The organism is uncultured Algibacter sp. (assembly GCF_963976535.1).
Taxonomy (GTDB): Bacteria; Bacteroidota; Bacteroidia; order Flavobacteriales; family Flavobacteriaceae; genus Algibacter_B.
In genome coordinates, this window is record NZ_CAXBLF010000005.1 from 12,597 (window position 1) to 26,372 (window position 13,776).

Annotated in this window: 13 protein-coding genes and 1 tRNA gene; 10 read left to right on the top strand and 4 right to left on the bottom strand. The window is 33.0% G+C overall.

Annotation, left to right across the window (positions count from 1 at the left end; all coding sequences use genetic code 11):
- The first annotated feature begins 1 nt into the window (after position 1).
- From kduI to AAC024_RS02775, 8 genes are all read left to right on the top strand, one after another.
- Positions 2-841: a 5-dehydro-4-deoxy-D-glucuronate isomerase gene (gene kduI / locus AAC024_RS02740; RefSeq protein ID WP_339893650.1), complete on the top strand. Its 840-nt coding sequence runs from the start codon at positions 2-4 to the stop codon at positions 839-841.
- A 3-nt stretch (positions 842-844) separates the two neighbouring features.
- Positions 845-1,639: a gluconate 5-dehydrogenase gene (locus AAC024_RS02745; protein ID WP_339893651.1), complete on the top strand. Its 795-nt coding sequence runs from the start codon at positions 845-847 to the stop codon at positions 1,637-1,639.
- A 1-nt stretch (position 1,640) separates the two neighbouring features.
- A complete protein-coding gene (locus AAC024_RS02750) occupies positions 1,641-2,819 on the top strand; it encodes a DUF4861 family protein (RefSeq protein ID WP_339893652.1) in 1,179 nt (392 codons plus the stop codon).
- Positions 2,820-2,828: 9 nt separating this feature from the next.
- Positions 2,829-4,241, top strand: a complete 1,413-nt coding sequence (uxaC, locus tag AAC024_RS02755) for a glucuronate isomerase (protein ID WP_339893653.1) — start codon at positions 2,829-2,831, stop codon at positions 4,239-4,241.
- Between the two features lie 19 nt (positions 4,242-4,260).
- The gene (locus AAC024_RS02760) at positions 4,261-5,238 is read left to right on the top strand and encodes a TRAP transporter substrate-binding protein (RefSeq protein WP_339893654.1); all 978 of its coding nucleotides are present in this window, start codon (positions 4,261-4,263) and stop codon (positions 5,236-5,238) included.
- A 2-nt stretch (positions 5,239-5,240) separates the two neighbouring features.
- Positions 5,241-5,732, top strand: a complete 492-nt coding sequence (locus tag AAC024_RS02765) for a TRAP transporter small permease (RefSeq protein ID WP_339893655.1) — start codon at positions 5,241-5,243, stop codon at positions 5,730-5,732.
- A gap of 2 nt (positions 5,733-5,734) precedes the next feature.
- Positions 5,735-7,039 (top strand): TRAP transporter large permease, encoded by a 1,305-nt coding sequence (locus AAC024_RS02770; protein WP_339893656.1) that lies wholly within the window; start codon positions 5,735-5,737, stop codon positions 7,037-7,039.
- A 64-nt stretch (positions 7,040-7,103) separates the two neighbouring features.
- Positions 7,104-9,521: a glycoside hydrolase family 2 TIM barrel-domain containing protein gene (locus tag AAC024_RS02775; RefSeq protein WP_339893657.1), complete on the top strand. Its 2,418-nt coding sequence runs from the start codon at positions 7,104-7,106 to the stop codon at positions 9,519-9,521.
- 112 nt (positions 9,522-9,633) lie between these two features.
- Here the strand turns inward: AAC024_RS02775 and AAC024_RS02780 are convergent.
- Positions 9,634-9,707: transfer RNA gene (locus AAC024_RS02780), tRNA-Met, on the bottom strand.
- A 132-nt stretch (positions 9,708-9,839) separates the two neighbouring features.
- Here AAC024_RS02780 and AAC024_RS02785 point away from each other — a divergent pair.
- Positions 9,840-10,232, top strand: a complete 393-nt coding sequence (locus AAC024_RS02785) for an START-like domain-containing protein (protein WP_339893658.1) — start codon at positions 9,840-9,842, stop codon at positions 10,230-10,232.
- 66 nt (positions 10,233-10,298) lie between these two features.
- Positions 10,299-11,141, top strand: a complete 843-nt coding sequence (locus tag AAC024_RS02790) for an aminotransferase class IV (protein WP_339893659.1) — start codon at positions 10,299-10,301, stop codon at positions 11,139-11,141.
- A gap of 13 nt (positions 11,142-11,154) precedes the next feature.
- Here AAC024_RS02790 and AAC024_RS02795 read toward each other — a convergent pair whose 3' ends face one another.
- The 3 genes from AAC024_RS02795 to fmt all read right to left on the bottom strand — a co-directional run bounded on the left by AAC024_RS02795 (position 11,155) and on the right by fmt (position 13,411).
- Complete coding sequence (locus AAC024_RS02795; RefSeq protein WP_339893660.1) at positions 11,155-11,715, bottom strand: YqgE/AlgH family protein; 561 nt, start codon at positions 11,713-11,715, stop codon at positions 11,155-11,157.
- Positions 11,716-12,002: 287 nt separating this feature from the next.
- Positions 12,003-12,275, bottom strand: a complete 273-nt coding sequence (locus AAC024_RS02800; protein WP_055442264.1) for an HU family DNA-binding protein — start codon at positions 12,273-12,275, stop codon at positions 12,003-12,005.
- A gap of 188 nt (positions 12,276-12,463) precedes the next feature.
- Positions 12,464-13,411, bottom strand: a complete 948-nt coding sequence (gene fmt, locus AAC024_RS02805; protein WP_339893661.1) for a methionyl-tRNA formyltransferase — start codon at positions 13,409-13,411, stop codon at positions 12,464-12,466.
- Between the last annotated feature and the right edge of the window lie 365 nt (positions 13,412-13,776).

A 13,776-nucleotide genomic window follows, 5' to 3' on the forward strand; every position in this document is an offset into this window, starting at 1 on the left:
TATGAAAACACAATATGAAACCCGTTATGCGTCGAGCCCTAAAGCTGTAAAAGCTTATGACACCACTCAATTGAGAGAAGAATTTTTAATTGAAAATTTAATGCAAGAAGACCAGTTGATTTTAGTTTATACGCATTATGATAGATATATGGCAGGTTCTGCGGTGCCTTTATCTCCTATAAAACTAGAAACTATTGATCCTTTAAAATCAAGTTATTTTTTAGAAAGAAGAGAAATAGGTGTCATCAATGTTGGAGGAGATGGTTCTGTTGAAGTAGATGGTGAAATATATCATTTAACTCTGAAAGATGCCTTATATATTGGTAGTGGAAAAAAAGAAGTAATCTTTAAAAGTGATGATAAAAATAATCCAGCAAAGTTTTATTTAAATTCAGCACCAGCACATAAAACTTATCCAACAAAAAAAGTAAGTAAATCTGAAGCTAATAAAATAGAATTAGGGTCATTGGAAACTGCGAATCACCGTACGGTTAACCAAATGATAATTGGAGGTATCGTTGATACATGTCAGCTTCAAATGGGTATGACCGAACTAAAAACAGGTAGTGTTTGGAATACCATGCCTGCACACGTTCATGATCGTAGAATGGAAATATATTATTACTTAGATATTCCACAAGACCAAGCCGTGTGTCATTTTATGGGACAACCACAAGAAACAAGACATATTTGGATGCAAGACCATCAAGCTGTGATTTCTCCACCTTGGTCTATTCATTCAGGGTCAGGAACGTCAAATTATACTTTTATTTGGGGTATGGCAGGTGAGAATTTAGATTATGGTGATATGGATGTTGCTAAAATAACAGAATTAAGATAAGCTATGAGCGCATCATTATTTGATATCAAAGGAAAAAATGCGTTAATAACAGGAAGCACGCATGGACTTGGAATGGCAATGGCTAGGGGCTTAGGGCTTGCTGGAGCAACCATTATAGTTAACGGAAATTCTTCTCAAGAAAAAATTGATAATGCCGTTGCTGAATATAAAAAGGAAGGCATAAACGCAGTAGGATATAAATTTAACGTTGCAAATGAAGCTGATGTAATAGCAGCAGTTGCTAAAATTGAAGTTGAAGTTGGGCAGATAGACATTCTGATTAATAATGCAGGAATCATAAAACGGACTCCTCTAATTGACATGGAAGTGGCCGATTTTAAAGAAGTGATAGATATTGATTTGGTTAGCCCTTTTATTGTTTCTAAACACGTTGTAAAACGAATGATTTCTAGAAAAGAAGGCAAGGTTATTAATATTTGCTCTATGATGAGTGAATTGGGTAGAAATAGCGTTGGTGCTTATGCTGCGGCTAAAGGCGGATTAAAGATGTTAACCCAGAATATGGCAACAGAGTGGGCAAAATATAACATTCAAGTAAATGGGATAGGTCCTGGATATTTTGCAACGTCGCAAACGGCAGCGATTCGTGTTGATGGTCATCCTTTTAATGATTTTATAATAAATAGAACCCCTGCGGCTAAATGGGGAGATCCTAATGATTTAGCCGGAGCGGCCATATTTTTATCATCAAATGCTAGCGATTTTGTTAATGGTCATATTCTTTATGTTGATGGAGGCATATTGGCAACTATTGGTAAACCATCTAACGAAGATTAATATGAAACACATAATTTTACTTACGGTTCTAGCAGTTTTTATTCTAACACTAGGTTGTGAACAAAAATCGGTTCCTACAGTAACAATTAAAAACACGCTTGATATGTCACGTGTATTTGAAACAGTAGAAATTTATAAATCCGATTTAGCTTTAAAAGATGATGATGATTTTTCAAAATTTGCGGTTCAGGATATGGATACAAAAGCCATCTTAGTTTCTCAATTTGTTGATGAAGACCAAGATGGTCAAGCAGATGTGTTATTATTTCAACCAGAGATTGACGCAAAATCACAAAAACAATTTGAATTGGTTGTTTTAGATCAAGAGACTAAGTCAGAAACAATCGAATATTGTTATTCCAGATTTGTTCCAGAAAGAACGGATGATTATGCTTGGGAAAATGATAAGGTAGCATTTAGAACCTATGGGCCAACAGCTCAAAAAATGATGGAAGAATCAATAAAAGGAGGAACACTATCAAGTGGAATAGATGCTTGGTTGAAAAAAGTAGATTATCCAATAATAAATAAGTGGTATAAAAAAACGACCACTGGAAAAGGCTCATATCATGAAGATACAGGAGAAGGTTTAGATAATTTTCATGTTGGTGTAAGTAGAGGTGTAGGAGGCATTGCTGTAAAAAAAGATACTACCTATTATGTGTCAAAAAACTTTACAAACTGGAAAACCATTACCACGGGGCCTATTAGAACAAGTTTTATTTTAGAATACGCAAATTGGGATGCTAACGGTCAAACCATTACCGAAAAGAAACATATTTCTTTAGACTATGGAAGCAATCTATCTAAATTTGAGATTGAAATCTCAGGAACTGATAATTTTTATTCAGGTTTAACCTTACACGAAAATGATGGTGAGCCAAATCAAAATGAAGAAGCAGGTTGGATTTCCTATTGGGAACCTCATGAAGATTCAGAATTGGGTACTGCCATAGTTGTTCCTAATGATAACATGATGTCTTCCGAATTATATGTAACAACATTAAAAGACCAAAGTAATTTATTCGCACAAATTAAGGTTATTAACCAAACTGGGACGTATTACGCAGGTTTTGGATGGAAGGAATCTAAACAATTTGAAACCAAAGAAGCTTGGGAAAATTACTTGAATGATTTTGCTTTAAAAGTGAACAACCCATTAACAATTATATTGAACTAAGATTTATTTATGAATTCCACACATTTCATAACAGATAATTTTTTGTTGCAAACTGAAATAGCTGAAACGCTTTATCACAAGTTTGCCAAAGATTTACCAATCATAGATTACCACAATCATTTATCTGCCAAAAAAATAGCAGAGAATGAACCTGTTAAAAATATTACGGAAGCTTGGTTAAAAGAAGACCACTATAAATGGCGTGGTATGCGTGCCAATGGTATTGAAGAAATTTATATAACAGGATCGGTATCATCACATAAAGAAAAGTTTTTAAAATGGGCAGAAACGGTGCCTTATACTTTAAAAAACCCGTTGTTTCATTGGACACATTTAGAGTTGAAACGCTATTTTGATATCGATGAGATTCTACAACCATCAACTGCTGAAGTTATTTACCAAAAAGCAAATGTCGTTTTACAACAAAAAGCACCTGCGCAATTATTAGAAGATATGAAGGTTGAGGTGATTTGCACTACCGATGACCCGACTGATGATTTAAAATATCACATACAAATTGCTGAAGATGGTAATTTTTATACCAAAGTGCTACCAACTTTTAGAGCAGACGAGTTATTTTTTATCAATAAGGAGAAGTTCTTAAATTACATTCAGAAATTATCAAACGGCGTTAATTTTGAAATAAATACACTGAATGATTTTTTAAAAGCTGTTGACGGGCGTATTAAGTTTTTCCATGAAAATGGCTGTCGAATATCAGATTTTGGTGTTGGAGAAGCTTTAAATATTGTTGGTTTTACTGAAGAAGATATTGCAAAGATTTTTGATAAAAAATTAAAAGGAAAAGAGCTTTCAACCAACGAAGTTGATAAATACAGGTCGTTCCTATTTGTTTATTTAGGAAAGAAATATCACGAATACAATTGGGTGCAACAATATCACTTAGGGCCTATTCGTAATAATAATTCGCTATTAGTCGAACAAGTTGGTTTAGACGCAGGCGTTGATTCTATAGGTGATTTCCCTATGGCTGAATTTATGTCTAAGTTGTTCAATACACTTAATTCAACCAATCAACTAGCTAAAACAATTACATATAATCTAAATCCATCACAGAACGAAGTGTTCGCAACCATGATGGGGAATTTTCAAAATTCAGACATACCAGGAAAAATGCAATGGGGTTCAAGCTGGTGGTTTTTAGACCAAAAGGATGGCATGGAGAAACAACTTAATACGCTTTCAAATATGGGCCTGTTAAGTCGTTTTGTAGGCATGTTAACCGACAGTAGAAGTTTCTTGTCATTCCCTAGGCATGAATATTTCAGACGCATTTTATGTAATTTGATAGCGGAAGATGTTAAAAACGGAATCGTGCCTAACGATATAGAATTCCTTGGGAAAATGATACAAGATATATGTTATTATAATGCGCTTAACTATTTCAATTTTGAAAACTAAATTAATATTTCACAAAATTATGATGAATAGAATAATCGGTGCTATACTTTTAATAGTAGTTGTTGTTCTTGGATGTAAAAAGAAGGATAATGTAAAAGTCATGTATTTAGCACATACATTACCACAAACACATCCTGTTCATAAAGGGATTTTAGAGTTTAAAAAAGCTTTAAATGAAAAGTCTGGTGGTAAAATGGATATTAAAATATTTCCTGATGGACAATTAGGTTCCGAGCGTGAAGTATTAGAATTACTTCAAATAGGTAGTGTAGCAGTTACAAAAGTGAGTGCAGCTACATTATCCAACTTTGTACCAGAATACCATGTTTTAGGAATTCCTTATCTATTTAGAGATAAGCAGCATCAATTTGATGTTTTAGAAGGTGAAGTAGGAAAATCTATTTTAGCAAAAGGCGAAAAATTTTGGTTAAGAGGGTTAAGTTATTACGATGCTGGGAGTCGAAGTTTTTATACATCGAACAAAGCCATAAGAACACCTGATGATTTAAAAGGGCTTAAAATACGTGTGATGAATAACCAAATGGCGATAAACATGGTTAACGCCTTAGGAGGTTCTGCAACACCAATGTCTTATGGAGAATTATACACGGCTATTCAACAAGGTGTTGTTGATGGCGCTGAAAATAACCCACCGTCATTTGTGTCTTCAAATCATTATGAAGTTAGTAAATACTATACGTTAGACCAGCACTCTTCGGTACCTGATGTATTATTAATTGGTACAAAATATTGGAATAAATTATCAGAACAAGAAAAAGTTTGGGTTCAAGAAGCTGCCGACGAATCTGCCCAAGCACAAAAACAATTTTGGAATGAATCAGTAGAAGAATCTATGGCTATAGCCAAAAAAGCTGGCGTAGAAATTATTATTCCTGAAAAATCATTATTTCAAGAACAGTCAAAATCTGTTTTAGAGACTTTTATAAAAGAGTATCCAGAAATGAGTGATATTATTAATAAAATTAAAAACCAATAATTATGAAAAAAGCAGATGTTCTTTTCAATAAAGTATATAGAATAATGGAGATTATATTAGTTTCCATATTTGGATTGTTAGTAATAGATGTTTTAGGGCAAGTGTTTTCAAGGTACATATTAAATACTTCATTTGCATTTACCGAAGAATTAGCACGTTTCTCATTAATATGGTTGTCTGTTTTAGGTGCAGCCTATCTTAATGGAAAAAGAGAGCATTTATCGATGGATTTTCTCTACCAAAAATTTTCTGGAAGCACTAAAAAAAAGATATTACTTTTTATAGAGTTATGTATCTTTTTATTTGCTCTAATTGTGATGGTAATTGGTGGTTTTAATTTGGTGTACACGACCTTACACTTAGGTCAATTATCAGGAACTTTAAGAATTCCTTTGGGGTATATCTATGCTATTTTACCAGTAAGTGGGTTACTTATTATGTTGTTTTCTGTGTATCATACTATTAAAATTAATGCTAACGAAATAATCGACTAAACATGAGTATAGAAGTAATAAGTATCATCCTTTTATTTGCAAGTTTTTTTACGTTGTTAATGTTAAAAGTGCCAGTAGCATACAGCATTGGTATTTCTACAACTATAAGTTTGTTACTTAATATTAACAGTTTGCCTGGGATAACTACCATTGCACAACGCATGACAACAGGAATAGATAGTTTTGCTTTGTTAGCTATTCCGTTTTTTGTTTTGGCTGGCGAAATTATGAAACGTGGTGGTATAGCAAACAGACTAATTAATTTTGCTAAATCATTGGTGGCAAGCTTACCAGGGGGATTAGCTTATGTAAATGTTTTAGCATCTATGTTATTTGGCGCTATTTCTGGTTCAGCTATCGCAGCAACATCAGCGATTGGAAGTATCATGACTGATAGAATGGAAGAAGAAGGTTACCCTAGAGAATTTAGTGCTTCAGTAAATATTACATCATCAACCACAGGATTGTTAATTCCGCCAAGTAATATATTAATCGTTTATGCTTTGGCAAGTGGAGGTACAGCATCTGTAGCTGCTTTATTTATAGCTGGTTATTTGCCAGGTATTTTGTTAGGATTAGCTATTATGGCCTACATCGCTTTTGTAGCGATAAGTCGAAAATTCGCAAAAGGAAGTCGTGTGCCGTTATCTTTAATTTGGACCTATTTCAGAAAGGCATTTTTTAGCTTATTATTGTTGGTCATTGTAGTAGGCGGTATTGTTGCAGGAATTTTTACAGCAACTGAAGCTTCTGCTATTGCTGTTTTGTATGCCGCAGTTTTGGCTTTAATTTATGGTGATGTGAAAGTTAAAAATTTTCCAGACATTTTATTAACTAGTGCAAAAACGACTGCCGTAGTGATGTTCTTAATTTCTACGTCTATGGCTATGTCATGGTTGTTTTCTTTTGAAGGTATTCCAGAACTTATAAGTAGCTTTTTATTAGAACAGTTCAGTAATAAAATAGTCATATTTCTAGTCATTAATTTAGTGTTATTGGTTATAGGAACTTTTATGGATATGACACCTGCTGTATTGATATTTACACCCATTTTTTTACCAGTAGTTGTTGCTTTAGGAATGGACCCTGTTCATTTTGGAATTGTATTGGTACTTAATTTATGTATAGGGCTTTGTACACCGCCAGTTGGTACCGTACTTTTTGTAGGTAGCGGCATTGCTAATGTGTCGGTTTCACAAGTTGTTAAGCCATTATTGCCATTTTTGCTTATCATGGTTATTGTATTGCTCTTAATAACTTATATACCTGAAATTTCTATGTTTCTACCTAGATTATTTGATTTATAAACTTAGGATACTTATTTATAAAAATCATTATTTTTTAATGAGATTAACTTTAAATCGATGCTATATGCTTAGTAAAACAGCAACTTTAAGAATTATCATTTTCTTATCCATTTTTGCTTATTTTTTGTCATGTGATAAATTATCTACTGAAAAAGCACAGCGTAGTAAAGTAAATATTAATATCGAATGGCTGTATTTAGAAAATAATACAACAGATATTGATAATGCATTAAGTCAAAATAATTGGGAACAAATTAACCTGCCCCATAGTTGGAATGCATTAGATGTCACCGATGTCGCTCCCGGATACAGACGTAGCGCAAGTTGGTATAAAAAAGACTTAAATATTTCTAATATTGTTTCAGGGCAATTCTATCAACTTTATTTTGAAGGTGTAAATATTGAAAGTGAAGTTTATGTAAACGGTAAAAAAGTTGGTGAACATATTGGCGGATATATTGGTTTTTCAGTTGATATCACAGATGTTATTTCAGCAGGAAATAACGAAGTTTTGGTTCGTGCCGATAATACATATAATCCAGAAGTTATTCCATCGCAAAAAAGTGACTTCTTTATTTTTGGAGGTATTACAAGAGATGTTTGGTTAGAAACACTTCCAGCACAACATTTTTCGAATTTAAAAATTACAACGCCTAATGTTTCAAATACAAGTGCAGATTTAAATGCGACGGTAGCAGTAATAAATTCTGATGCCGATACAAAAGTTAAAGCGGCTTTAATTGATGCTGAAGGAAAAGAAATAAAATCTTCAGAATTTAATGTAGTAAATAATTCCGCAGAAATAAATTTTAAAGAAATTAAAAATCTAAAGCTATGGGATACTGATAATCCTAATCTATATACTTTAAATATTCAACTGTTAAATAATAATGAAGTAAATGATGAATTTTCAGAAAAGGTTGGCTTTAGATGGTTTGAGTTTAAAGATTATGGTGCTTTTTACCTAAACGGAAAACGTTTATTACTAAGAGGTACACATAGGCATGAAGAACATGCTGGCGTTGGTGCAGCAATGAGTAATGAGCAACACAGAGCAGATATGGAACTTATTAAAGACATGGGAACCAACTTTGTGCGTTTAGCGCATTACCCTCAAGACCCAGAAGTTTATAAAGCATGTGATGAATTGGGGCTATTAGTGTGGGATGAATTGCCATGGTGTCGCGGAGGTCTTGGGAACGATGCCTGGAAATTGAATACTAAGAAAATTCTCAAAGAAATTATTGAGCAAAATTATAATCATCCTAGTGTTATTTTATGGTCTTTAGGAAACGAAATTTACTGGTTGCCAGACTTTGAAGATGGAGATAATAGAGAAAATATTAATCTCTATTTAAAAGAATTAAATGATTATGCACACGAATTAGATCCTACGCGAAAAACAGCCATTAGAAAATATTATGAAGGGGCCGATATTGTTGATGTGTTTTCGCCATCAATTTGGTCCGGTTGGTATTCAGGGAGCTATAAAAGTTATCAAAAAGCAATGGACCAATATAAGGCTGAGTATCCTCATTTTTTACATGCTGAATATGGTGGTTCAAGTCACTTAGGCCGTCATACTGAAAACCCGATAACAGGAGAAGGGAAAATTCAATCTGATGGTTGGGAAGAAGCAATTGTTCAAACTGATGTAGCTAATATTGCTCAAATAGGGGATTGGAGTGAGAATTATATCGTCGATTTATTCGATTGGCATTTAAGAATTTCTGAAAACGATTCTACTTTTGTTGGAAATGTACAATGGGCGTTTAAAGATTTTGGAACTCCTTTAAGACCAGAAAACGCCATTCCTTATATGAATCAAAAAGGATTAGTTGATAGAGCAGGAAACCCGAAAGATGCATTTTATGTATTTAAAAGCTATTGGAGTAATGATCCTTTTACATATATAGAATCTCATACTTGGACAGAACGACAAGGACCAAAAGGACAAACCAGAGATGTAAGTGTGTACAGCAACTGTCCAGAAGTCGAACTTTTTCTAAATGGCAAAAGTTTAGGGGTGAAGCAACGCGATACAAAGTCATTTCCAGCGGCAGGTTTAAACTGGACACTTAATTTTAAAGCAGGCAAAAATAAATTAGTTTCAGTTGGGAAAACAAAAGATGGTAAAGAAGTAAAAGATGAGTTAAGCATAAACTACAGGTTTAAAAAAAATGAAAAAGCAACAGGTTTAAAACTAACGTATAAGGTACTTGACACTGGTAATTATTTAATTACAGCTATTGCGGTTGACAAAAAAGGATTACGTTGTTTAGATTATGAAAATCGCGTGTATTTTCAAGCTTTAAATGGAGGTGAAGCTATTATTAGTCAAGGTACTCCAACTGGAAGTGAAGTTATTGAAATGGCAAATGGAAAAGCATCAATAGAAGTAAAAAGACATTCTAAAGACCAACCCTTAGAAGTTATGGTACTTAATCAAAGTTTTAAAGGGACATATTTAATAATTGATTAATTTTTATGTCTCACTCACTATTCTATAAAAATATAGGGACATTGATTAATTCCGGTCATAAAAAAACGGTTTAGAATGAACTAAACCGTTTTTTAAAAGTAATTTTTAATTGTAGCGAGAGGGGGGCACGATCCCCCGACCTCCGAGTTATGAATCCGACGCTCTAACCAGCTGAGCTACCTCGCCATAATTTAAGGCTGCAAATATAAAAACAATATTATTGTAAGCAAACAGAAGTAGCGGAAAATATTATTAAAAATTGTTGTTATACTTATCAATTAATGTATATATTGAGAAAAATAATTTTGATAAGTATTTATGGACGATAAAGTTAAATTTGATATTGAATTTCCTATACACGCCTCTCCTCAGTTGTTATATCAATATATATCGACCCCATCGGGTTTATCTGAATGGTTTTCAGATAATGTAAACTCGCGTGGTGAATTGTTTACTTTTATTTGGGATGATAGTGAGGAAGTAGCAAAGTTGTTAAATAAAAAAAACGGAGAACGCATCAAATTTAGATGGCTTGAGGATGAAGAAGAGGGGTTGTCTTGTTATTTTGAAATTAGAATTCAAGTTGATGAAATTACCAAAGATGTATCTTTAATGGTCACAGATTTTGCCGAAGAAGATGAAGTTGAAGAATCAAAAATGTTATGGACCAATCAAATTTCTAGTCTTAAACAAGTATTAGGGTCTGCTTAATTATCAATAGCATATTTTAAATTATATTTGTCCCGCTTTTCAAATTAATGTAAAGCGGGATTTTTTATGATAAATTGCAACGGAACACTTTTAGAAAACAATACTATTTTATCAACGCAAAATAGAGGATATACCTACGGTGATGCCCTTTTTGAAAGTATAAAAGTGGTGAGTGGTAACATATTGTTTTGGGAAGATCATTATTTTAGATTAATGGCTTCCATGCGTATTATGCGTATGGAAATCCCAATGAACTTTACCATGGAATTTTTGGAAGCCCAAATTCAGCAAACGTTACATGCTAATACATTAGTCAATGTATCTTCACGAGTGAAATTACAGGTGCATAGAAACGAAGGTGGACTATATACGCCAAGTACAAACGACATTAGTTATGTGATTTCTGTAAACCCTACTTCTGAAGATTTTTATTTATTAAATGAAACTTTCTATGAAGTTGATTTGTTTAAAGACTATTATGTTTCTCCTAGTTTACTGTCAACTTTAAAAACGAATAATAAAGCTTTGAACGTCGTTGGAAGCATCTATGCCAAAGAGAATAATTTAAATAATTGCTTGTTGCTTAATACGAATAAACAAGTTGTTGAAGCGCTTAATGGTAATGTGTTTTTGGTTAAAGGCAATACTATTAAAACGTCGCCTTTAAGTGATGGTTGTTTAAAAGGAGTGATGCGTACGCAACTGATTAACATAATTAAAGTATTACCAGAGTATGAATTGGTGGAAGATTCTATATCTCCATTTGAAATTCAAAAAGCAGACGAAATGTTTATTACCAATGTGATTACTGGAATACAACCCGTTAGTAAGTATAGAAAAAAAGTGTTTGGTAATGACGTTTCGAAACTATTACTTCAAAAATTGAATGTAAAAATAAGATTGACTTAAAAATGCGATAGACTTAATTGTAACTTGGATTCTCTGGTGCATTGGACCAAATACTATACTCGCCACCAAATTCTAACATTTTTTCTTTCCAAAACGTTTCATAGTCTTTTTCTATGATATTCTTTTTATAAATATTTTCAGTTACAACCCAAGAATTAGCTTTAAGTTCATGCTCTAATTGATTAGGCTCCCATCCAGAATAACCTAAGAAAAACTTGATATCATTTTCTTTTATGGTATTGTCTTTTATAAGCTCTGCAACTTTATTAAAATCGCCACCCCAATAAATGCCTAAAGAAATTTCAATGCTATTAGGAATCAATTGCGGGATCTTATGTATAAAGTAAAGGTTGTCTTGTTCTACAGGCCCGCCGTTGTAAACTTTAAACTTAACTTCAACCTCAGGGATTAAATCCTTAATACTATAGTCAAGTGGTTTATTTAGAATAAAACCTATTGAGCCGTCTTCTGAGTGATCAGCAAGCAACACTATAGAGCGGTTAAAAGATACGTCGCCAATAATTGCAGGTTCAGCAATTAATAAATCTCCTTTTTTGGGTTTTGTTGTAACCATGTTTTGAGCAATTAATAACTAAATCTAATATTTATTTATTAAAAAAGCAACTCTTATACTAATTATGGTTTAAAATGAACTATAAATAATTTGAGTTATACCTTGTTCAGATAAAATAGAAAATCAAAGAATAGCCGTAGTTACGGTTTTATTTTATATTGAAATATGGACGAGATAGAAACGAATTATATAGCTTATTTTGAATTATAATTAGTATTAAAGAGAGATATAAAAAAAAAACCTCCATAATTATGAAAGCTTTTTTTATAATAAAAAGAAGTAAATGATTAGTTTACTGCACTTGATAAATCAGATCCAGCTTTAAACTTTACTACGTTTTTTGCTTTGATTTTGATAGTAGCACCTGTTTGAGGATTTCTTCCATCTCTTGCAGCTCTTTTAGAAACTGACCAAGAACCAAATCCTACTAAAGAAACTCTGTTGCCTTTTTGTAAAGCACCTTCAATTTCAATTAAAGCACATTCTAATGCTTTCTTTGATGCTGCTTTAGTAATTCCAGCATGTTCTGCCATTGCGTCGATTAAATCTGTTTTGTTCATAATATAAAATTTAATTATTAATAATTCGGTTAAACATTTTTGTTAAATCCTTTACAAATTTATACGGATTATGCAACCACGCAAGTAACAGCAAGGGAAAAACCCTGTTTTGTTGATAACTTAGGGCATTTGTTAATAAAGGCAGTGCTTTTCGTCGATATTTTACTAATATCAGTGGTAATAAGGGTTTAGAGCATTTTAGCATTTTCATGAAAAGCATAGCCATTTAAAAGTGATTTTACATCCATAGCGCGCTTTCCAGGAAGTTTAATTTCTTCTATAATTATGTAACCATTTGTTACTGCTACCTTTAATTCTTTTTTTGAAGCTATTATAGTTCCAGGTTCTAAAGAATGACTATCAAATTCTTTTTCAACCTTATATATTTTAATATCTAATTCATCGTCACCGTTAATTAATGTGCACCAAGCAGCTGGATAAGGTGATAGCCCACGGATACGATTGTATATGTTCTCTATAGAGTCGTTCCAATTGATTTTACAATTATCTCTGTTTAGTTTGTAAGCTGTTTTAATAGCTTTCGGTTCTTTCTGCGGATTAGTCTTTACCTTATCTTTTTCAATTGATTTCACCGTCTTTAAAACTAATTGGCTGCCACTACTCATTAATTTATCATGAAGGTTTCCTGCATTTTCATTAGAGTCTATCTCTATAGTTTCTTGAAGAATCATGTCTCCAGTATCTATTTTATCATCAATAAAAAAAGTAGAAACCCCTGTTTTTGTTTCACCATTAATTATAGCCCAATTTATTGGCGCAGCACCACGATAGTTTGGAAGCAATGAAGCATGCAAATTAAACGTGCCATATTCAGGCATTTGCCAAACCACTTTTGGGAGCATCCTAAATGCTACTACAATTTGAAGATTCGCATGAAGCCCCTTTAGTTCTTCAAGGAAATTTTCATTTTTTAAATTTGTTGGCTGAAGGACTGTTAACTCTTGAGATTTAGCATATTTTTTTACGGCACTTTCATTAAGTTTTCTTCCACGTCCAGCTGGTTTGTCTGGTGCTGTAATCACACCAACAATATTATAATTGTTTTCTACTAATGTTTTTAAGGTGGCAACAGCAAAATCTGGTGTGCCCATAAAAACGATTCTTAATTTTTTCATCTTTTTTTTATATTAAATTTTGGGCGTTACCTATATCCTGAATTTAGTTCAGGACCTAGGTCGGGCTTTCACTACTCGCTCCCTCCTACGTCGGGGAGCTCAAACAGACCGTTCAATCCCTAACGCACTTATCCGCTAAGTACAGTTCTTATCTGAAATCAGTTTGTCATTTCGACAAAGGAGAAATCACATAATAAGCTTTTAAATTCAGGGCGAGATTCCTCCTACTTCGGAATGACAAAAAACATAAACACAGGAAACTAAGTAGAGGTTTTATTTCTTCTTAATTATAGAATTTTGTTTCTTACTCGGAACGCCACTAAGTACAACTTAGCGGTAGCGGGGATTAAACACGAGTCGAATTT